General features: G+C 35.0%; 21 protein-coding genes and 1 tRNA gene. 7 read left to right on the forward strand and 15 right to left on the reverse strand.

The window, feature by feature from the left end:
- Positions 1 to 11: 11 nt before the first annotated feature.
- The 3 genes from ACNQGH_RS09390 to recF form a co-directional block, all read right to left on the reverse strand.
- Positions 12 to 683, reverse strand: coding sequence for a DUF2461 domain-containing protein (locus tag ACNQGH_RS09390; RefSeq protein WP_417955737.1), 672 nt, complete (start codon positions 681 to 683; stop codon positions 12 to 14).
- A 7-nt stretch (positions 684 to 690) separates the two neighbouring features.
- Complete coding sequence (locus ACNQGH_RS09395) at positions 691 to 1,389, reverse strand: thioredoxin domain-containing protein (RefSeq protein ID WP_417955738.1); 699 nt, start codon at positions 1,387 to 1,389, stop codon at positions 691 to 693.
- A 76-nt stretch (positions 1,390 to 1,465) separates the two neighbouring features.
- Positions 1,466 to 2,545 (reverse strand): DNA replication/repair protein RecF, encoded by a 1,080-nt coding sequence (gene recF, locus ACNQGH_RS09400; RefSeq protein ID WP_417955739.1) that lies wholly within the window; start codon positions 2,543 to 2,545, stop codon positions 1,466 to 1,468.
- A gap of 144 nt (positions 2,546 to 2,689) precedes the next feature.
- On the opposite strand from recF, the gene ACNQGH_RS09405 reads away from it, so the two are divergent.
- Together ACNQGH_RS09405 and ribH are read left to right on the forward strand one after the other, a co-directional pair.
- Entirely contained in the window at positions 2,690 to 3,463 is a 774-nt protein-coding gene (locus ACNQGH_RS09405) for a tetratricopeptide repeat protein (RefSeq protein WP_417955740.1), read from the forward strand.
- Between the two features lie 107 nt (positions 3,464 to 3,570).
- Positions 3,571 to 4,146 carry a 6,7-dimethyl-8-ribityllumazine synthase gene (gene ribH / locus ACNQGH_RS09410; RefSeq protein WP_417955741.1) on the forward strand — a complete coding sequence of 192 codons (576 nt, stop codon included), beginning with the start codon at positions 3,571 to 3,573 and terminating at the stop codon, positions 4,144 to 4,146.
- Positions 4,147 to 4,289: 143 nt separating this feature from the next.
- Here the strand turns inward: ribH and ACNQGH_RS09415 are convergent, their stop codons facing one another.
- Positions 4,290 to 4,865: a YciE/YciF ferroxidase family protein gene (locus ACNQGH_RS09415; protein WP_417955742.1), complete on the reverse strand. Its 576-nt coding sequence runs from the start codon at positions 4,863 to 4,865 to the stop codon at positions 4,290 to 4,292.
- A gap of 388 nt (positions 4,866 to 5,253) precedes the next feature.
- On the opposite strand from ACNQGH_RS09415, the gene mutL reads away from it, so the two are divergent.
- Genes mutL through ACNQGH_RS09435 form a run of 4 tightly spaced genes read left to right on the forward strand, consistent with a single transcriptional unit; the run spans position 5,254 to position 9,802 of the window.
- Positions 5,254 to 7,095 (forward strand): DNA mismatch repair endonuclease MutL, encoded by a 1,842-nt coding sequence (gene mutL / locus ACNQGH_RS09420; RefSeq protein ID WP_417955743.1) that lies wholly within the window; start codon positions 5,254 to 5,256, stop codon positions 7,093 to 7,095.
- On the forward strand, positions 7,092 to 7,838 hold the full coding sequence (locus ACNQGH_RS09425) for a rhomboid family intramembrane serine protease (RefSeq protein WP_417955744.1): 747 nt from the start codon (positions 7,092 to 7,094) through the stop codon (positions 7,836 to 7,838). The genes mutL and ACNQGH_RS09425 overlap by 4 nt, the downstream gene beginning before the upstream one ends.
- A gap of 9 nt (positions 7,839 to 7,847) precedes the next feature.
- On the forward strand, positions 7,848 to 8,714 hold the full coding sequence (locus ACNQGH_RS09430; protein ID WP_417955745.1) for a rhomboid family intramembrane serine protease: 867 nt from the start codon (positions 7,848 to 7,850) through the stop codon (positions 8,712 to 8,714).
- 35 nt (positions 8,715 to 8,749) lie between these two features.
- A complete protein-coding gene (locus tag ACNQGH_RS09435; protein WP_417955746.1) occupies positions 8,750 to 9,802 on the forward strand; it encodes an endonuclease/exonuclease/phosphatase family protein in 1,053 nt (350 codons plus the stop codon).
- A 9-nt stretch (positions 9,803 to 9,811) separates the two neighbouring features.
- Here the strand turns inward: ACNQGH_RS09435 and ACNQGH_RS09440 are convergent, their stop codons facing one another.
- The 11 genes from ACNQGH_RS09440 to ACNQGH_RS09490 form a co-directional block, all read right to left on the reverse strand.
- Positions 9,812 to 10,429: a WbqC family protein gene (locus ACNQGH_RS09440; RefSeq protein WP_417955747.1), complete on the reverse strand. Its 618-nt coding sequence runs from the start codon at positions 10,427 to 10,429 to the stop codon at positions 9,812 to 9,814.
- A 141-nt stretch (positions 10,430 to 10,570) separates the two neighbouring features.
- Positions 10,571 to 12,124 carry a signal peptidase I gene (gene lepB, locus ACNQGH_RS09445; RefSeq protein ID WP_417955748.1) on the reverse strand — a complete coding sequence of 518 codons (1,554 nt, stop codon included), beginning with the start codon at positions 12,122 to 12,124 and terminating at the stop codon, positions 10,571 to 10,573.
- Positions 12,125 to 12,191: 67 nt separating this feature from the next.
- Positions 12,192 to 12,893 (reverse strand): 4-hydroxy-tetrahydrodipicolinate reductase, encoded by a 702-nt coding sequence (dapB, locus tag ACNQGH_RS09450; protein WP_417955749.1) that lies wholly within the window; start codon positions 12,891 to 12,893, stop codon positions 12,192 to 12,194.
- Between the two features lie 59 nt (positions 12,894 to 12,952).
- Complete coding sequence (locus ACNQGH_RS09455; protein ID WP_417955751.1) at positions 12,953 to 13,516, reverse strand: DUF5683 domain-containing protein; 564 nt, start codon at positions 13,514 to 13,516, stop codon at positions 12,953 to 12,955.
- Entirely contained in the window at positions 13,516 to 14,415 is a 900-nt protein-coding gene (locus tag ACNQGH_RS09460; RefSeq protein ID WP_417955753.1) for a ParB/RepB/Spo0J family partition protein, read from the reverse strand. The genes ACNQGH_RS09455 and ACNQGH_RS09460 overlap by 1 nt, the downstream gene beginning before the upstream one ends.
- 4 nt (positions 14,416 to 14,419) lie before the next feature.
- Positions 14,420 to 15,187, reverse strand: coding sequence for a ParA family protein (locus ACNQGH_RS09465; RefSeq protein WP_417955755.1), 768 nt, complete (start codon positions 15,185 to 15,187; stop codon positions 14,420 to 14,422).
- Between the two features lie 350 nt (positions 15,188 to 15,537).
- Positions 15,538 to 16,749, reverse strand: coding sequence for a hypothetical protein (locus ACNQGH_RS09470; protein WP_417955757.1), 1,212 nt, complete (start codon positions 16,747 to 16,749; stop codon positions 15,538 to 15,540).
- Positions 16,750 to 16,753: 4 nt separating this feature from the next.
- Positions 16,754 to 19,249: a DUF2339 domain-containing protein gene (locus ACNQGH_RS09475; protein WP_417955758.1), complete on the reverse strand. Its 2,496-nt coding sequence runs from the start codon at positions 19,247 to 19,249 to the stop codon at positions 16,754 to 16,756.
- Between the two features lie 188 nt (positions 19,250 to 19,437).
- Positions 19,438 to 19,944, reverse strand: coding sequence for an HAD domain-containing protein (locus tag ACNQGH_RS09480; RefSeq protein ID WP_417955759.1), 507 nt, complete (start codon positions 19,942 to 19,944; stop codon positions 19,438 to 19,440).
- Between the two features lie 28 nt (positions 19,945 to 19,972).
- Positions 19,973 to 20,104, reverse strand: a complete 132-nt coding sequence (locus ACNQGH_RS09485) for a hypothetical protein (RefSeq protein ID WP_417955760.1) — start codon at positions 20,102 to 20,104, stop codon at positions 19,973 to 19,975.
- A gap of 683 nt (positions 20,105 to 20,787) precedes the next feature.
- Positions 20,788 to 20,862: transfer RNA gene (locus ACNQGH_RS09490), tRNA-Pro, on the reverse strand.
- Positions 20,863 to 21,020: 158 nt separating this feature from the next.
- Between ACNQGH_RS09490 and trxB the strand changes: the two genes are divergently transcribed.
- Positions 21,021 to 21,968, forward strand: a complete 948-nt coding sequence (trxB, locus tag ACNQGH_RS09495) for a thioredoxin-disulfide reductase (protein WP_143385882.1) — start codon at positions 21,021 to 21,023, stop codon at positions 21,966 to 21,968.
- The last annotated feature ends 49 nt before the right edge of the window (positions 21,969 to 22,017 follow it).

Consider the following 22,017-nt stretch of genomic DNA (forward strand, 5'->3'; position numbering starts at 1 on the left):
GTCAATTTGAATTACTCAGAAGTTAACGCTCTGTTTATAAAGTCATTCAGCGGTTTTAGGACGATTAGTTTTTTACTGACAGTAGCAACAAAATCTTTTTTTGTCGCTACTGAAATATCAATTCTTTGAGAGGATTCAAAGCTTTTTAATTTTAAAAATTCAATGGCTGGATGTTCTTTTTCGTATCCCCGTGGCGGATTTTTTAGCGTATTTTTTTCATTTCGATCAAAATCCTTAAATTCTTTTTTGAAATTTTTATCGTCGAGAATTGCTTCTAAATCATCATGGAAATAAGCAATTTCCTTACGCATTTTTTTCAAATCCTCCGCTTCGGGACAATACAGTCCGCCGGCAATAAAACTGGCTCCTTTTTCTAAATGAATATAATAGCCGGAGCGATTTAGCCCTTTTGCACCCGAAGAAAGCCAAATACCTAAATGCGATTTATAAGGAGTCTTGTCCTTAGAAAACCGAATGTCACGATTGATCCTAAACGTACAATTTTTCACTTCCAACATTTCCAGCGAAGGATCCATCGGTTTCATGGCGTTGAGTAAATCGCCAACTAATTGCTGGTAATCGTTCTTGACCGCTTCGTAGCGTTTTTTATTTTCCAAAAACCAGTCTCTGTTGTTGTTGGTTTTTAAATCATCCAGGAATTGTAGTGTGTCTTTTGAAAGCATCTTGAAACTATTGTAATTGTTTTTTTAAATCGTCTTCGCTGATAAAACCGGAATGCTTCCATTGTACTTCTTTGTTTTCATACAATAATAAGGTAGGAAGTTCACTGATTTTCATTGCAGCAATCAGCGTTTTGTTTTCGTCGGCATTCAAGCGGACGATGGTCACTTTACCGGCTAAATCTTTTTGCAATTGTGCAACATAGGGAGCCATTTTTTTGCAGGGAGCGCACCAGTCTGCATAGAAATCAATCAGTACTTTTTTATCCGTATTGAATAATTCGGCATATTCCTGAGGGCACATTCCAATGATTTTATCACTGGGTTTAGCTAATCCGGCTGCATCCCATTTTAGAATTCCACCCGCTAATTGGTAGATTGTCGTGAAACCTAATTCACTTAATTTTTCAGCAGCTTTCTGACTTCTTCCTCCGCTTTTACAATATACAAAAACAGGTTTTGTGGTATCGAATTTTGCTGCTTTTGTAGCGAAATCATTGCTGAGCCAATTTACATTTTTTGCATTGGCGATAGGATCCGACGCAAATTCTTCAGGAGTTCTTACATCGAGAATTTGTGGATTTGGAGTTGCTGTGATTTTTTCCGCAAAAGCTTTCGCTTCAATAGTTTTTATGTTTTTTGAAGCCTGTCCGTTACAGGATAAAGCTATAAAAGAGAAGATTACAAGGCATATAGAATGAAATTTCATTATAAATTGTTTAAATTGGAATAGGCTAAATTAGGTAATTTTTCAATTTTTCAGACGTAATCCAGTATAAATAACGTTATAAGTTGAAAATTTTATACGTCTGATGGGTAGATTTTACAATCGTTTCTGTGCGTTCCGGATGTGTATCTGAAATAAAGAGCTGCCCAAAAGTATCGCTGTTGACCATTTCGATTATTTTGGCCACCCGGCTTTCGTCTAATTTGTCAAAGATATCATCAAATAATAGAATGGGTTTGACACCGCTTTGCTTTTTTAGAAATTCAAATTGAGCTAATTTTAAAGCAATCAGAAATGATTTTTGTTGTCCCTGCGATCCAAATTTCTTGATGGGATGCTGGTCTATTTCAAAAGATAAATCGTCTTTATGAATTCCTACACTTGTATACTGCAGCGCCCTGTCTTTATTGATGTTTTCCTGTAAAAGGGAAAGCAGGTCTTTTTCGAATAAATGACTTTCGTATACCAGTTGAACGGTTTCCTGCGAACCGGTTATGGCTTTATGGTGTAGGTTGAAAATAGGGATAAACTGGTCTAGGAATTCTTTTCTTTTTTCGAAAATATAGCTTCCATAACCATTGAGCTGTTCATTATATATGGAGAGTGTATCATTTTCGAAAACGTGATTCAGTGCGAAATATTTCAACAAAGCATTACGTTGGCTCATTACTTTTTGGTATTGTATGAGTTGCTGTAAATAATGGGAATCGAGCTGCGAAATTACACTGTCCATGAATTTTCTTCGTGTTTCACTGCCTTCTACAATCAAATCCCTGTCGGCTGGTGAAATAATAACCAAAGGAATAAAACCAATATGATCTGAAAATTTATCGTATGCTTTCCCGTTGCGCTTCAGTATTTTTTTTTGTCCTTTTTTTAGACTGCAAAGAATTTGTTCCTTTCTCTCGTTTTTTTCAAATTCAGCATCAATCACAAAGAATTCTTCTCCGTGTTTTATATTCTGAACGGCTAATGGGTTGAAATAGCTTTTTCCATAGGACAAATGGTAGATTGCATCGAGCACATTAGTCTTTCCAACACCATTTTTACCTACAAAACAATTTATTTTGCTGTCAAAATCGAAATTTGCTTCCGAAAAATTCTTATAATTGAATAATGAAATTTTTTTTAAATACATCTGTAAGGCTTGCTGGTATTGAGAACTTTGATGTTTTTGAACGGCTTTTTCAAAGTGGGTGCAAATTATTGAAAAATATCGATAAAAATGGCTTTTAGATTTGAATAAAAATTTTATTTTTGCGACTCACTAAATTAAAATTAAATGGCTACTTACAGTAAAAGAGGATATAAAGCACCAAAAGAAAAAGAAGTAAACGATACGGTTGAAGAGGTTAAAATTGATGAAAAAGACAGCCAAACAGCTGGGGTTTTTGCAACATTAGACGAAACAGCTTCTAGAACTGAGGATTGGGTAGCTAGAAATCAAAAAGTCATTATTGGATTAGTTGCAGGTGTTGCATTGTTTACTGTAGGTTATTTAGCATATCAAAAATTTATTGCTTCGCCAAAACAAGACGAAGCGGCTAATGAAATGTTTGTTGCACAACAAAATTTTCAAAAAGCTACTGACGGAGTGGCAAGTGATTCCTTGTATAAGTTATCTTTGAATGGTTCAGAAGGTAAATTCGGCTTCTTGAAAATTGCTGATGAATATTCTGGAACAGATGCAGGAAATCTAGCTAATTATTATGCAGGTTTGGCTTATTTAAATACTGGAAAATATAACGAAGCAATCGAATTTTTAGGTAAGTTTAAGTCGGAAGATATTGTTTTGGGTGCTTTGGCAAAAGGAGCAATAGGGGATGCATATTCTCAAAAAAATCAGCCGAAAGAAGCTTTGGAAAATTACGTAAAAGCAGCAGAGTCAAATAAAAATGATTTTACAACACCACGTTTCTTGCTAAAAGCCGGAAAAACTGCTTTAGGATTAGGAAATAAAGCGGATGCTTTGAAATATTTTACAGATATAAAAGAAAATTTTGATGCAACTCCAGAAGCTGCTTCAATTGATCTTTTGATAGGGTTGGCACAATAATAAAAAATGATTTAAGATTGCTGATTTAAGATTGTAGATTTTTGATTTCAAAATTCTATCTTTAACATCTGAAATTAAGAATCTGAATCAAATAATTAAAAAATCAAATGGCTACCGTAAATAAAAACTTATCCGAATACGATAAAAATACAGTCCCAAACGCGAAAAATTTTCGTTTTGGGATTGTAGTGTCAGAGTGGAATGACTCTATAACTGAAGGACTTTATAAAGGCGCTATTGAAGCCCTTTTGGAAAACCAGGTTCCAGCCCACCATATTATTCGCTGGAATGTTCCTGGGAGCTTTGAACTTATTTATGGCTCTAAGAAAATGTTGCAAACGCAGAATGTGGATGCTGTTATTGCTATTGGATGTGTAATTCAGGGGCAAACCAAGCATTTTGATTTTGTATGTGAAGGCGTAACGCAAGGGATAAAAGACCTGAATGTTCAAACGGATATTCCTGTTATTTTTTGTGTTTTGACTGATAATACCATGCAACAATCCATTGACAGAAGTGGAGGAGTTCACGGCAATAAAGGTACTGAAGCTGCTATTGCGGCGATAAAAATGGCCTATATCCGTCAACAGGCTTCCTTGTCCCATCAGGTAGATAATCAACATTTATTGTCTGCTGGAGCCATTCAAATTGAAGAAGGATCACCTTTAGAGTTGAAAGAATAAATAGTAAAATTTTTTAAAAATATAAAAAAACCTACTCCATTTTTTTTTGGAGTAGGTTTTTTTATTGCATTACTAAAAATAGTATAGTGATGCGCTGAATATAACATCGCAACTAAAAAGGGTCGTTTTGCGAAGCAAAAAAATTATTTATCATGGGCATGAGCGGCTTCAAGATTAACATCATGTAGCGCAATTTCTGTTAATGATACGTCTGTTTTTTTCTCTTCTTCGAGCGTTTTAGCCAATAGGGTGGCCGCTTTATTTTCACCTAATGTTACAGCATAAGCACGCAAAGTGCCGTAAGTGGCAATTTCGTAATGTTCTACTTTTTGGGCTGCGGCAATAATTGCTGCATCGCGAACCACTCCGATTGCTGTTTCTGCCATAATGCCATCGGCTTCTTTTAGCAATCCTTCCATAGCATCGCATTTTTTACCTATTGCTTTTATACCTAACGATTCAAATATTTTTTCCAATCGAACAACATGTTCCTCTGTTTCTTTTAAATGGTGTTCAAAGGCATGAATAAGTTTTGACGAAGTAGCATTTTTTGCCATTTTAGGTAACGCCTTAGTCAACGCATGTTCTGCCCAAAAGATGTCTTTCAATCCATCTTCAAAAAAATCTCTTAAACCTTGCGCCGCATCCGGTTTTGCTTTTACAGTTCCTTTTTTCGATTCCACTTTCGCATTTTCTTGTTTTTCATTGATCGTTTTCATAATTGTCGTTTTAATGTTAAACTTGTTTGAAAGAACAAATTTAGATTAAATAGCACTACAGGATTTATAAAATTTTAATAAAAAATTTCAAAATTCATACTTTATTTCGTTGTTTTTCAAATACTTAAATCTTTGTTAAACTCCTGCAGTTCCGTCTTTGACTGAGAAGCAGAAGGGTACAAGAAATGGAATAGTTTGTGACACCAAGGAACAACGATGGAACTCAGACCGAAACGAGTTGTTATCAAGGCTAAATACGACTAATTTTTAGGTTGTGAATTTTTCTTTTTTAAAAGCATATTAATAATAAAACCCAATAGAATTTCATTAAATTTGTAGTTCTTGGTTTTAAATCTTTAAACCTTAAACTTTAAATAATTTTTTTTTAATGTCGAGTATTATTCAATTGCTTCCTGATCATGTTGCCAATCAAATTGCTGCTGGAGAAGTCGTTCAAAGGCCAGCTTCAGTTGTTAAAGAATTGCTTGAAAATGCGGTAGATGCCAAAGCAACGGACATCAAATTAATTGTTAAAGATGCCGGGAAGGCGTTGGTACAAGTGATTGATAATGGTTTGGGAATGAGCGTAACCGATGCCCGTTTGTGTTTTGAACGTCATGCCACTTCCAAAATCCGTCAGGCTGAAGATTTATTTTCTTTGCATACCAAAGGTTTTCGTGGAGAAGCATTGGCTTCTATTGCTGCGATTGCCCATATAGAAATGAAAACCAGGCAAGAGCAGGAAGAATTAGGGACACACATTATAATTGAAGGCAGTAAGTTTGTATCGCAAGATGTAGCTGTTTTGCCAAAAGGAACTTCGTTTGCGGTAAAAAACCTATTCTTTAATATTCCGGCGCGACGTAATTTCCTGAAGTCCGATACGGTGGAATACCGTCATATTATTGATGAGTTTCAACGCGTGGCTTTAGCTCACCCAAAAATTCATTTTACGTTTTATCACAACGGCAGCGAAATGTTTAATTTGCCGCCTTCCACTTTGCGACAACGAATTGTCAATATTTTTTCGGGTAAAACCAATGAGAAATTGGTTCCGGTTCAGGAAGAAACAGAAATAGTGGCGATTCAGGGATTTGTAAGCAAACCGGAATTTGCTAAGAAAAATCGTGGCGAACAATTTTTCTTCGTGAACGACCGTTTTATAAAAAGTGGGTATTTACACCATGCTGTTATGGCTGCTTATGACGGAATCTTAAAAGACGGTGCGCAACCCAGTTATTTTTTATATTTATCTGTACCGCCCAATACGATTGATATCAATATTCATCCTACTAAAACGGAAATCAAGTTTGACGATGAACATGCTTTATATGCTATTTTGAGAGCTTCAATAAAACATAGTTTGGGTCAGTTTAATGTGGCTCCGGTTTTGGATTTTGATCGGGATTCGAATTTGGATACCCCATATCACTACAAAGATTTAGAAGGTGCTACGCCAACCATTCAGGTGGATGGAAATTTCAATCCGTTCTCTGATGATAAACCGAATAAGCATTTTTCAAATTACAGGAAGCCTGAACCAACAGCAAATTGGGAAAGCCTGTATGTAGGTTTAAAACAAGATACAGATGAAATAGGAGCTATTGCATTCGAAAATGAAGAGGTGACTTCTTCTTTGTTCAACGATGAAGAAGTAGAGCATGCGGTGCATAAAACCTATCAGATTCATAAAAAATATATTGTGTCTTCTATAAAATCAGGGATGGTTATTGTAGACCAACAGCGGGCACATCAACGTGTTTTGTACGAACAGTTTTTAGTTAATATGACAGTCAACCAAGCGTCAAGCCAACAGCTATTGTTTCCCTTAAACTTGTTTTTTTCGACTAGTGAAATGGATCTTATCGCTGAATTGCAACTTTCACTGATGAATACAGGGTTTGTTTTTGAAGAAAACAATACAGATCATATTGTCATTTCAGGAATACCCGTGAATGTGACTGAGAGTGAAGTTTCAATAGTTTTGGAACAATTGTTAAGTGATTTACAGGATGGAATTCCAGAGAGCAGTTTTAGCCAGAATGATACAATTGCCAAATCCATGGCGAAAAGTTTGGCTGTAAAAACAGGGACTCACCTGACAGAGAAAGAACAGGAAAACTTGGTAAACGGGCTTTTTGCCTGTAAAGACCCCAATGTTTCGCCATTTTATAAACCCACTTTCATCACGATGCGGGTGGAAGATTTAGATAAAAAATTTGCACTATGAGAAACGTAACGGAGACGGTTAAACAATTAATAATTATTAATATTTTGTTTTTTGTCGGGACACTTGCTTTAGGTGATCCCGCTTATAAAATGCTTTCGATGTATTTTCCTGAAAATCCAAATTTCCAAGTTTGGCAGCCTATTTCACACATGTTTATGCATGGTGGATTTATGCACATTTTTTTCAACATGTTTGCGTTATATTCTTTTGGCTCTGCATTGGAAAGTATCTGGGGAAGCAAAAAGTTTCTCTTTTTCTATATTTCCTGCGGTTTAGGTGCAGCATTGCTTCATACAGGAATCAACTATTATTACTATCAGGATGGATTAAATGCTTTGATGGAACAGGGATTTTCTAAAACGGAAATTATAGCTGTTTTAAATGGAAAAGGGAATGATCAGATTGTAGGACTTTTAAACAGTGCCAGTTTTCAAAATTTTGTAAGTGCCTATTTGGGGACTGTTGTTGGAGCTTCCGGTGCAATTTATGGTGTAATTGTTGCTTTTGCTTTTATGTTTCCTAATGCTGAATTGGCCTTGATGTTTATTCCGGTGCCAATAAAAGCAAAATATTTCGTGCCAGGTTTAGTCTTAGTAGATTTGTATTTGGGGATATCCGGAAAATCCATATTTGGTGGCGGTGGTGGAATAGCACATTTTGCTCACGTAGGAGGTGCTTTGTTTGGTTTCATAATTATGTGGTACTGGAAGAAGAATCAGTTTAATAATAACCGTTGGAATTAATTTAAAAAAATGGGAAGTATTTTTGACGACTTGAAATTGCAGTACAAATTAGGTGGAATAGCCCAACGGTTAATCTACTGGAATGTTTTTTGTTTTCTGGTTTCATTGCTGTTTTTTTATCAATTTAAAGTAGGTGCATTTGATTTTCCAAATTGGATTGCGCTTTCTTCAGAACCTTCTAATTTTATTATAAAACCGTGGACTTTTTTAACCTACGCTTTTTTTCATGATGGGTTTTGGCACTTGTTTTTTAACATGATAGTTTTGAATTTTGCCAGTACTTTGTTTTTGACTTTTTTTACACCCAAGCAATATTTAGGACTGTATCTGTTGAGCGCAATATTCGCCGGAGTAGCTTTTGTTGCCGGTTATTATTTTTTGAATTTAAGTTCCTCCATTATTGGTGCTTCTGCTGCCATCATGGCTGTCTTAGTAGCCACTACAACCTATCATCCTTTGATGAATGTGAGGCTGCTGCTCATAGGAAATGTAAAACTGTGGCACATCACTTTCGTGATTATTTTAATTGATTTAATGCAATTCAGATTAGCCAATACCGGAGGACATATTTCTCACCTTTCAGGAGCTTTTTTTGGTTTTATTTTTATTAAATTGCTTCAAATTGGGATTGATTTGAGTAAAATCGTTTCTCGTTTTTTGGATTTTTTTACAAATTTGTTCAAAAAAAATACAGCCCCGCAATTCAAAAAAGTGCATAGAAATTATGGTAAACCAATTGAAAAGAATACTTCAAGAATAATTACCAAGGATAAAACACAGCAACAAATTGATGAGATTTTGGATAAAATAAGTCAATCCGGTTACGATAGTCTGACCAAAGAAGAAAAAGAATTTTTGTTCAAAGCAGGCAAGTAAGTTGCACTTTTTTGTTTGCGCAAAAAATAAAAAAAATGAAAAACCTTTCCTGGTTCAATAAAGTAATGTTTCTATTAAATATAGCGCTCGCTGTAATGACTTTCATTGCTTATGTTTTTCCTTTTTTAGCGCCAAAAGCGTTCCCTCTTTTGTCAGTCTTGACGCTTTTTATGCCGCTTTGCTTTATTATAAATGGATTGTTTTTCGTTTACTGGGCCATTCAATTCAAAAAGCGAATGATTGTGTCCGGTCTGGTACTGTTGATAGGGATTACTTTTATCAATAAATTCTATAAATTTTCCGCTATTGAATTACCTAAAGGAGAAAATGATTTTACTATCATGAGCTACAATGTGCATCTGTTCAATGTGTTTAAGTGGATTGACAGAGATGATGTTCCTGCTGAGATTTTGACCTTTATAAATGATAAAAATCCTGATATATTATGCCTTCAGGAATACTCTTCTTCAGCCAATATTGATTTTAAAGTGTATCCGCACCGGTATATTTTTACTGATGGAAGCAACATTAAAACGGGTCAGGCCATTTTCTCTAAATTCCCCATTATTAACCAGGGAAATATAGTTTTTGCCAACACGACTAACAATATTGTTTTTGCTGATATTAAGAAAGGAAAAGATATTATCAGGGTCTATAACATGCATTTGCAATCATTGAAAATATCTCCTGATGTTAATGAAATTGATGAAAATATTGATGTGATCAATAAGAAGAAATCACAAAAGATGCTGATGAGAATTAGTGAAGGATTCAAAGAGCAACAGGAACAGGCAGAGTTATTAAAAGAACATCTTAAAGGTTGTGAATATCCGATTATCATTTGTGGGGATATGAATAACAGCGCTTTTTCGTATGTTTACAGGGGTATAAAAGGCAAGTTAAAAGATAGTTTTGAAGAAGCAGGGAAAGGTTTTGGAGAGACGTATAAATTCAGGTATTATCCTGCGCGGATTGATTATATCTTTGCTGATGAAAAAATTACTGTCAAGAAATTTGAAAACTTCCCCGAATTTATAAATTCAGATCATTTTCCGATAATGGCACGATTATCTTTTGAACAGCAATAATTATAAATGTTATTTAATAAGTTTTTGTCTTCTCAAATAGTCCATCGCATATTTCCCTTCGTTAAATAATAAATCCAGAACACTTAGATTGTTAATAAATCCATGTTTGTCATCAAAAACCTGAGTGTACGATTCAAATAGGGAAGTGTCTTTTTTTCCATCTGCCAAATACCTGAAGTCTGTAATTGTATCTACTTGATGAAAGTATTCTGTTGTCGTTGCGTACTCGATTTTAAACCGCAAACATTTGGATAGAATAGCTAAAGTTTCAAAATTCAAATCCAGTAAAAAGGTATGCTTTTTTTCGAAAATTGGGCGTAAATCATCTTCAAAAAATTCGAAAAAAGGAGAGCTTCTATACGCTGCTTCCAATGATTTGAAATGTTGTTTTTGCCAGTCAAAATCGGTTTCTATTTTTATGTCTTTTGTTTTTTGATGACTTTCTTTGGAATGTTTTACAGGAATATTCAGCAGCTGAATGCCATTGGGACTGTAAATATAAGTGCGGTTCCTGTTGGTTTGCTTCTGGAAATTATCCTCTGTTTCAAAGGTAATACTATCAGCCTGTGCCATTGCCGAAAAATGGCTAATGGACGGGAAATAGGTTGGGTGTAATAGTATGTTCATGGTTGTCTAAAGATTTGACTAATTATTTTTCGCTTTTCTTTTTTCCAGAAATACTCTCCAACAAAGAAGGCTGCTAAACCAAATAGAAATAACTTAAGATACGATTGTGGCTGTCCTTAGTATTTTAAAATTAAGTTGTAGTTATATATTTTTTTTCTCTTTTCTTTTTTTCCAGAAGTATTCTCCAACAAAGAAGGCTACTAAAGCAAGCAGGAATAATTTAAAGTACGATTGTGGCTGACCTTCACCACTAACGGTGGTAAAAACTCTGTCCCAACGAACTTTGTTGAGTCCTTTTCCATGAGGGTCTATGCTTAACCAGATGAAAATTGGTTTTCCTACAATGTGGTCTTCCGGAACATAACCCCAATAGCGACTGTCTTCTGAGTTGTGGCGGTTGTCACCCATCATCCAATAGTAATTTTGGCAAAAGGTATAGCTGTTAACTACTTTACCGTCAATTCTTATTTCACTTCCATTAACTTTTAGATCTTTCTTCTCATATTCTGAAATAATCATGCTGTAAAATGGCAATGTTTCAGTAGTTAAAGCAACTGTTTTTCCTTTTTGTGGAATATAAATTGGACCAAAATTGTCACGATTCCATTTGTTGATGTGAGGGAATATGCCATCTTCAACACCTTTTGAAATCTGTCTTGTTACCGACACCACTCCGGGAACATTTTTTAATCTTTCTGCTCCGGCTGCGGTAAGTGCTTTTAAGAATAAGGTGTCTCTCAAATCATTTTTAAATCCTGCATCATCCGTAATGTCTAAGTCTTTTAACAAAAACTCAAAATCGATTGGTGTTTTTCCGTCTAATGCTACTGCATACGAAAATTGAGGTTTTGCCCGTTCCGGTAATTGCAGTATTTTGCCATTGATGTAAACGATACCGTCTTTTATGGACAAACTATCGCCAGGAATACCAACGCATCTTTTTACATAATTCGATTTTTTATCTACTGGTTTGTATGCTCTTCTTTTTGATGTGTCAAAAAATTTATAAACGGTATCTACAGGCCAGTTGAATACTACTATGTCTGTGCGATTTATGTTTTGGATACCGGGTAATCTCAAATAGGGTAATTGTGGCCACGTAAGATAAGATTTGCTTTTTGTAAAAGGTATTGAATCATGAACCATTGGCAAAGCCACAGTTGTCATAGGAACCCTTGCCCCATAATTCATTTTACTGACAAATAGAAAATCGCCAATCAATAATGATTTCTCCAGTGAGGAAGTAGGAATGGTGTACGGCTGAACAAAATAGGTATGCACTAGAGTAGCGACGATAACAGCAAAAAGCAACGAACTAATGGTGTCCGCTGTTTTGTTTTTAGGCTGCAAGCTTCTGTCCGCTGTATACTCTAATTTTTGGGTATAATTAACATAATAGATATAGAATCCAAAAGTTACGATGCCTAAAAAGGTATCCAAAGAAGATTTTTTTCCAAAACTCCTCAAGGTTTCAACCCAAATTACCGGGAACATAATGAGGTTAATAATTGGGATAAAAAGTAAAACGGTCCACCAGGTAGGGCGACCGATTATTTTCATCAAAACAATGGCATTATAAACAGGAATAGCTGCTTCCCAACGTTTTCTGCCCGCACTTTCGTATAATTTCCAAGTTCCTAAAAAGTGAACTACCTGCACGATTAGAAAAAATACAAACCATTGATATGCTGTCATAATTTTTTTATTTAAGATTTAAGGTTTAAGGCTGTTCCATTGGAAACGATCTTGAACCGGAGCCAGTTTATTTTAAATTTAAAACGTCTTTCATTGTAAAAACACCTTGTTTGCCTGCAATCCACTCTGCTGCAATTACGGCTCCAAGGGCAAAACCTTCCCGATTGTGCGCCGTATGTTTTATTTCGATAGCATCAACAACCGAGTTGTACGTTACCGTATGGGTCCCGGGAACAGTTCCGATTCTTTTGGTATCGATATGAATTTGATTCGCTTCAGGATTTTCTAAGGTCCAATTGGTGTAATTACTATTTTCAATTACTCCTTTTGCCAACGAAATGGCAGTTCCACTTGGTGCATCGAGTTTTTGAGTATGATGTATTTCTTCCATTTCAACAGTATAGTTGTCGAATTTTGACATTATTTTGGCCAAATACTCATTGAGTTCAAAGAAAATATTGACCCCTAAACTGAAGTTAGAGCTGGATATAAACGCTCCGTTTGTTGCCGCGCACAACGCCAGCATTTCATCATAATGTTCCAGCCAGCCTGTAGTTCCTGAGATTACAGGTACATTAGCATGAAAACAATTTGAAATGTTAGATACTGCAGCAGTTGGAACACTGAAATCAATAGCCACATCAGCATTTGAAAGTCCTTCATAAGTGTTGAATTCGTCCTTTTTCAAAACTATTTCATGACCCCTTTCAAGAGCAATTCTTTCTATTACCTGGCCCATTTTTCCGTATCCTAAAAGCGCAATTTTCATTTTTTTTATTTTTTTTTATTTAAATAAGTAGCAGCCTGGTGGCCGGAATCGTTCCTTATTTAAAAATTATAATTAATAGTTAGTCCTACATTCGTTTTTAATGTTACATCATTTGGATAAAGAATTGGTCTTACCGATAAATTTTCATCCACATTGAACTGGATTAAGGCAGCATCCACATTAGCATCTACAATATTTAAAACATAAAAACCCAACGTTATCAATGCCGACAAATCCCGATTTCTCTGATAAAATTTTTGACCGGCAATCAATCGATTGTTATCTAGATAAGCGTAATTGTCATCGTTGTACCCTTCGAGTCTGCGCTTATAAGCATCTCTATATTCATGGTATTTTTCATTACTGTGTATATAATAATACAGACTGGTCCCCATGGCACCGTAAACAAGGGGTATTTTCCAGTATTTTTTGTTGTAAGCTTGTCCGAGTCCGGGTAAAACTGCCGAATAAAAGGCTGCTTTTGCAGGTGTTAAAGGATCTATGTCATTCGATTTCAAAGTGTCTTTTGCGATCAGAACCGCATCCTCAGTTTTGGATTGCCCAAAAACGGTAGCGTTTCCTGCTATAAAGAGGAAGAGACTTATGAAAATGATTTTATGCACTACTCGTTTATTAGTTTAATAATTCTGTTGAAATCTTCTTCAGAATGAAAGGGAATAGTGATTTTTCCTTTACCGTTTCCGGCTACTTTTACATCGACTTTGGTTCCAAAATAATTGGTAAAAGTGCTTTTGTGAGCAGCTGCGATTTCAAAAGATGCCGCTTTTGGTTTGCCGGCAGGTTTTGGTTTTAAACTTTCATGATAGTTTTTTACTAATGATTCCGTATCACGAACAGAGAGGTTTTGACTGACAATTTTTTGATAGATATCCGTTTGGATATCCTGATCTTCGATGTTGATTATCGCACGGCCATGTCCCATACTGATGAAACCATCACGAATTCCGGTTTGGATTATCGGATCTAATTTTAAAAGTCTCAAATAATTAGCAATTGTAGAACGTTTTTTTCCGACACGGTCGCTCATTTGTTCTTGAGTCAATTGAATTTCATCAATAAGACGCTGGTACGAAAGTGCAATCTCAATTGGATCCAAATCATGACGTTGAATGTTTTCAACCAATGCCATAACCAGCGATTCATTGTCATTTGCAATACGAATGTAAGCAGGGACGGTAGTCAGTCCTACAAGAGTTGACGCGCGAAGACGACGTTCACCCGAAATCAACTGGTATTTATTGAAGTCTAATTTACGTACGGTAATGGGCTGAATAACGCCTAATTCTTTAATGGAAGTCGCTAATTCTCGCAATGATTCTTCATTGAAATTACTTCTTGGCTGAAACGGATTTATTTCAATCGCATCAATTTCAAGCTCAATAATATTTCCTACAACTTTATCAGCATTTTTATCATCAACGGATTTTATATCATTTTCCGGATCTTTCAATAAGGCAGATAATCCTCTTCCTAAGGCTTGTTTTTTAAGTGCTTTTGCCATAAAACTATTTACTGTTTTTCTTTATAACTTCTTGAGCAAGATGCAAGTAATTGGTAGCTCCTTTGCTGGTCGCATCGTAGTTTATTATACTTTCTCCAAAGCTTGGCGCTTCGCTCAATTTTACATTTCTTTGAATAATTGTATCAAAAACCATGTCGTTGAAATGTTTCTGAACTTCCTCAACTACCTGGTTTGATAACCGCAGTCTCGAGTCAAACATGGTCAACAATAACCCTTCAATATCTAAATCAGGATTGTGAATTTTTTGAATGCTTTTTATAGTGTTCAATAATTTGCCTAAACCTTCCAACGCGAAATATTCACATTGAATAGGAATAATCACCGAATCAGCAGCAGTCAAAGCATTCAATGTAAGCAACCCAAGGGATGGTGCACAATCTATAATGATATAATCGTACTCGTCTTTGATACTTTCCAATGCTTTTTTAAGCATATATTCCCTATTTTCTTTATCGACCAATTCGATTTCAATAGCGACTAGGTCGATATGTGATGGGATCACGTCCACATTTGGGGCTGAACATTTTATAATGGCCTCCGCTGGTGTATGACTGTGTTCCAAAATTTGATAGGTGCCAATCTCAACAGATTCGACATCAATACCCAATCCTGAAGAGGCATTTGCCTGTGGATCAGCATCTATAAGTAATACTTTTTTTTCTAAAACACCCAGTGAAGCAGCAAGATTTACAGACGTTGTAGTCTTTCCAACTCCACCTTTTTGATTAGCAATCGCGATGATTTTGCCCATTTGTTTTTCTAAATTTTGAACCGTAAAAATACAATTTATTATGGTTTCTAAAAATCTATTTTGTTAACATTTGTTAAAGCTTGATTAGTTGTCATTTGACAGATTCAAAATTTTAAAACTGAATTTGATTTTCAAGAGCTATTCTGGCTGTTCGTTTCTTGTTCTTGATGTCCTCCCCTTTTTTCGAAAGCCCTTAAAGAAGTTTCATTTGTTTGCTCTTCCGCGTCAAGAAAAATAGGGGGGATGTGAAGCTTTTTACTGCTATTTGGCAGGGGAGTAAGGAATTCGACCGTTAATTAAGAATTATTCCAAAACAGCTTAAATAGAAAATAACCATAGATTATTGCAATTTAATTATTTCTCCTCATCTCTTTTACGAGACTCAAAGTAAAGTATAAAATAACGATAGCTGCTAATGCAATGCAAAGCCACATAAAAGAAGATTGTTGCCAGAACGATTTTTTCTGAATTCCGTTTTGGTTAGTAATTGTTTGTTTTATCCCATAAATGGACGTTTCGGGCAAAGTGGTAGCAATGTTATTTTTGAAGTAGGAAAGGTCATACCGTGGAGTGCTTAAATTTGAATTTCCTGTTTTGATGCTGTATTGTTCATTTCTTTTTAAATCTGCAATTATCGAAACGGAGATTTGATTGCATTTTATTTCAGAAACAGTCAAGGGTTGATTGTCTTGATTTTCGATCGTTATAAAAAACTCCTTTTCAAATAGTTGAGAAATATTGAATGTATTTTTTGTGTTTGAACTCAATTCGAAATTGGTGCTGTTTTCTTGATAGGTTTCTGTTTTATGCTTAATTTTTCGCGTAACATTTTTATAAATGCCTGCATTTCGTTTGTAAAGCGTAGGTTTTGCAATATCAAAAACGATTTGGTTTATAACTTGTGGCTCTTCAAAAATAAGATGGATTTGGGTTTTCTTTTCGTTCGGGAGTTGCGTTATCGAACTGCTTTTTGGAATAATTTGGTGCAACAAATGCTTTTGAAATGGGCTATTAAAATTTCCTGCTTTTAGAATATTGATTGGTAAGGTTTTTTTATCGTCGAAATCTATTTTTAAAAAGCGATAGGAGTTAAGCGGAAAAAAAATGGTTTTGATAACAGTAGTTTTATCAGGACTATTCAAATCTTCTAATTCTTGTGCATTTGATAAGCCAAACCATTCTTTTTGGTCATCGCTTCCTGAGACAGAATACGTTTTCACAACATCTGAATTGGCAATCGAAAGCGAGATCCGGTTGCTATTTGTAGCTGAAGGATTACTAATGATAATCGAAGAGGTCTTTTTGGGCACAACAGTTTTTGACAATATGGTATATTCTTCAAAAGTGTTTGAGAAAGTTTCTTTTTCGCTTTGAATTATAAAATAGGGCACCTCATTTCCTTTAGCATCAAAAATCCTAAAATCGCTTAAGTCTTCTTTAGAAAAAGACCGAATAGCAGGGGGCAAAACTATTTTATGTAAACCATCATTGGCGACCTTTTTTATTTTTGCAGTTGTCTTATATTGTGCAAACGAAAGGTTTGTCAAAAATAAGAGTATCATAAATTTATTTAGTTTCATCAGTTTCAGTAGATTTATTTTCATCTATAACTAGGACTTTTATTTTTTGATAGACAAAAGAAATAACCAAAATCAGGATTCCCAGCAGTATGAACGATATGATTTTTCCAGTTTCGGAAACATTACTAATATCGAACAAGAATAATTTCATAATCGTTAATCCCAATAGAGCCAAAGCAATAATGCGAAGGGTTTTGACTTGCTTTTTTATTCCTACGATTAGGAAAACGAAAGCTAAGCTTCCCCAAAGGATCGGGTAGCCAGTTTTGGTTATTTTAGTTCGAGCGACAGCGATCGTTTCCGTAGCAATAGTGTCTCTAATGTAATCCAAATCCGTTTTGTAGTCAGCATAGAGGCTACTTGCCTGAACGTCCTGGGTGGTGACAGGTGAATTAAGCAACACTAATCCGTGAAGCATTATTTCTGTACTGGCGATATAAATTACAAAAAAAGCGGCAATCCAAACGTACATTTTCTTGTTGAATAGTTCAAAAACCACTTTTTTAGCATTCATTTGGTACAATTGGAATCCAAAATAAATAGTTAGAAACAACGAAATATAATGCAAATAAAACGCAATTGGCTGCCCTTTTCCGGTAGTTATAATTTCTTGATGTTCATTGAAGGCATAATTTGAGAACCAGAATGCGAATAATATAATGTTACTGATTGCAATTAGTGTTGCAGCTTTAAATCCTGAATCAGTTTTCATTTTTATCAAATAAGTTGATAGTATTGCAAAGAACACCAAATGATAAATCACTGGAAATTCCGCTGCAGTATTTATATTTTGGATGTAATCATCCGATTGATAGCCCACTTCTAAAAATCCGACAAAATAAGAAATAGCAAATCCTAATCCTAAAACATATTTCCTATATTTTTCGGGATCAAAGGTAAAACCAAGTAGACTGTTTTTTTTAGTTTCACGGCTCAATAAATAATAAACAGCAAATAAAGAAGCCATTGCAAATAGTCCGGTGCAAAATACAGGATTGATAATTATATTTAGTGTTGCAGTGCCTCTGTAAAATTTATTCCAGTCGATAATCAAGCTGATAATCATAAGAAAATGAACGATTACAGACCCAAACCGATAACTTGTAATTTTTGATTTTTGTGAAAGCCATAATAATAAAACGGCTTCGGCAGCCCAAAATAAGGTGATGTAATTACCTTCGAATTGAATAGGAATTGCAAGGGTAACGAACGTTAAGGTCATCCCGATAAGCAAGTAAACTGCTTTTTTGTCTAATCCAAATTTCGCATATAAAAACCAAGCATAAATTAAATTAAGTACTGCAATTAAGGTAGTAAATAACCCTCTCAACTCAGGATGGTAATTTGCCAGGATTGCCATTCCGGCTCCATAAAACAAAAAGGTATTACTGGCCAGAATTATTAATTGTGCTTTAGAAAATTCTCCTTTTGTTCTTATGTTATTGATAAGATTCATCACTATAAAAATAAAATAAAAGGCAAATGCAAAGACAAATGCTCCTGAATAATGTGGTTTGTCATTGTCAATTTCTTTAAATAACCAGCCACCATACAATAAAACGGTAAAAATATAAGCAAGTACATTTACCAGATTCCATTTTTTATGATAGGCTAAAGCCAAAATCCCGATGTTTAGAATAATTATATAACTAAATAAAATCACGTAATTCCCTGCACCAGTACTCACCATAAAAGGAACTGCAAACCCACCAATCAGGGAAAGAACTGCTAGTTCACTCCGGTTATAAGAAAGCGATATAAAAGCACTAAAGGCGGTTATTACAACCATAATTCCGAATGCGACGCTCTGATTAAATAAGTGGTAATCATGAAAAGCGATGCCAATCGTGAAATAGAAAATAGCAATAGCACCAGCTACAATTACTGAGCTAAAAGCTGCATAATTTTGTCGTAGTTTATGAGCAATTCCCATAACTAATGCGCCACACAAAATGCCAATTCCTACGCGAGCCGGTTCGTTAATCCAATCTTTATCTATCGCGTATTTTACAAAATAGCTAATTCCTAAAACAAGAATTAAGACTCCAATTTTGTTGATTAGGTTTTCACCAATAAATTTCTCTAAATCTGGATTTTTTTCTTTGAAATTTTCCCAGAAAGTTTTTTCAGGGACTACAGGGACAGCTGTTTTTTGTTCCACTTTTGGTACAACAAGTGTGGGTTCCTGCGAAATATTATCCATTGAAAAAACAACTTTTTTCGTTTCTTCACTAGAATCTTTTTTTTCAGGCTCAAATGATAGTGGCTTTATTTGCTCAAAAATTGCAATTGGTTTTTCTTTTTCAATAACTGGAGTTGAGGGAGCCACAGGTTTCTCTGTTGCCTTTTCCGTTATTTTTAACAGAGCGATTTTTTTGTTCAGCTCATCAAATTGATCCTCAACTTGATCAAATCGGTTTTTGAATGTCGTAAGAATGTAAAACAATAAAGTGAATATGGCAACCAAAAGAAAAATTTCCATAGAACAAAGTATAAAATGTTATGATTTGTAAATATAGGAACATTTTGTGATTGTAGGGTAATTAGTAACTTTTTCTCAAATCTCTTAAAAGAGAGAGAATCAAGAAAGCTGTGCCTATTAAATAGGTTGGTAAAATTGCATAAAAAAGCCTCTTAAAAAGAGGCTTATATAATTAATTAACTTTTTAGTTAAGCATAAACTAATTCAGATTTCCTTAAAGTTTCAATAGCAGACAAAGCATCATCATTAGTTAAACCCACCATAGGACTTGTAAGAACTAGCTTGTCTTTAATGTTACTTGGTAAACCATTCAGTGACTTATCATCATCAATAATAACATAATCATTGACGCTCTGGTTTTTAAGTTGCCAGTTTAGGATTTCTTCCTTACGGGTCAAAAAAGTAGTATTGTCTTCAAGCTTCCCAACAATAGATACATTAATACCTCTTTTCTTGAAAATTTTTCGCCATTGAGGTAAGCTATATGTAGATTTATGAGATGTAGTCAAGACAATAGAAGCCCCAGTCTCCGAAATAATTCTTTGAAGACTTGAAATAGCTCTAGGGCTAAAACTTGAAAAACCATCGTCTAATCTCTCAACGGGTTTCCAAGAAGATGCCGAAAGCATTACACCATCTATGTCTAATAATATTAACATGATACAAAGGTAATGTCTTTTCTTTAATAAAAACATATTAACTATTTTTTTAACTTACTGCTAATCAACCGTACAATTCCTCATAACGCTGAATATCTGCATCAGTATCGTAATCGTTTGTTTCAATATTTAATTTCTTCCAGTCAAATCCTTCGGCAGATGGATTTCTTCCCCCTTTAGATGTTTCAACTTCCAATCCTAAAATGCTTAAACAGATGTAACGATGATGCCCATCTGTGATAATTCCTTCATGGATTTTTATAGAACTAAATCTTTTATCCAGTTGTAATCTCCTATGAATTCTTTCAATTATTGGAAAACTAATTGCGCCTTGTCCGGGTTTAAGGTCAAAAGTTGATTGTGCTAAAAAAAATTCAACTTCAGCTTTTGTGATTTTTTTTATTGCAAAAAATAATTTATTGAGGGCAAAGTTACTGAAATAATTATAGCTTTATGAATCCTTTTTACTTTTGCTGATTATTAAAAATATCGAAGGTGAAATTTACCCTTATTAATAACTAATCAAATAGATGCAGTAGATTATAGGGAAATAAAATCTGATTATGCGGAGACATTAGCGAGACTTCAAGCAAGATGTTCAGGTCTAAACACTGATCAAGATGATATTGAAAAATTGCTTAGTCAGGGAATTGAAAATTTATTTAGAATTCATCTATCTATGACAATTCGGAGTTTGTCGCCTGCAGGGATTTAATTGGTTCAATATATCCTGATAATTTGATATTTGACAGAATAGGATTTCGAGCCACAATTTTTGCTCCTCACAGGTTTTCGGATTGATCCCAATTTTATTTCAATGCGAGAGCAGTCAGAGCAGTTTATAAATAAAAAAAGTCGAACATTTCTGTTCGACTTTTGTCGGGGTGGCAGGATTCGAACCTGCGGCCTCCTGCTCCCAAAGCAGGCGCGATAACCGAGCTACGCTACACCCCGTAATTCCGCTGCAAAGATAGAATTATTTTCTATTTCAGCAAATCAAAAATCAAAATAGGAGAAAATTATTTTAGAATAGGTAAAAATGATGTTTTTATAAGCGGATTTTTTTATTAAAAAACTACATTTGCAACTTCAAAAATGTAATAAAAAGCACTATGTCTGATACAATAGAAAAAATTAAATGTCTTATTATAGGTTCTGGTCCAGCAGGTTATACTGCAGCTATTTATGCCGCCAGAGCTAATATGAATCCAGTGTTATATCAGGGGATCCAGCCTGGAGGTCAGTTAACAACAACGAATGAAGTAGAGAACTTTCCGGGTTATGTCGATGGTGTGACAGGACCTGAGATGATGGTTCAATTACAAGCGCAAGCACAACGTTTTGGTACGGATGTGCGTGATGGTTGGGCCACTAAAGTAGATTTTTCCGGAGCTATTCATAAAGTTTGGATCAACGGTACAAAAGAATTGCATTGTGAAACAGTAATTATTTCGACTGGAGCCTCTGCTAAATATTTAGGATTGCCTTCAGAACAACACTATTTGAAAATGGGTGGTGGCGTTTCTGCCTGTGCTGTTTGTGACGGATTTTTCTATAGAAATCAAGAAGTGGTAATCGTTGGAGCAGGCGATTCAGCTTGTGAAGAAGCACACTATTTGTCAAAACTTTGTAAAAAAGTAACGATGTTGGTTCGAAGTGAAAAATTCAGAGCGTCAAAAATTATGGAAGAACGCGTTCGCAAAACGGAGAACATCACTATATTAATGAATCACGATACGGTTGAAGTACTGGGTGACGAACAAGTGGTGGAAGGTGTAAAAGCAAAAAATAAAACTACGGGAGCTATTTTTGATATTCCCGCTACGGGCTTCTTTGTGGCTATTGGTCACAAACCCAATACAGATATTTTTAATGAATTTGTCACTTTAGACGAAACAGGATATATAATCAATACCCCTGGAACTTCAAAAACGAATGTTGACGGAGTTTTCGTAGCAGGTGATGCGGCAGATCATGTGTATCGTCAAGCCATTACTGCAGCCGGAACAGGTTGTATGGCTGCTCTTGATGCCGAAAGATATTTGGCTTCTAAAGAATAACCAGTAAGGTATGATTTCAAAAAAAAGTCTCAGTTTGTATAAATTGAGA

The organism is Flavobacterium kochi, from assembly GCF_048286715.1.
Classification (GTDB): Bacteria; Bacteroidota; Bacteroidia; order Flavobacteriales; family Flavobacteriaceae; genus Flavobacterium.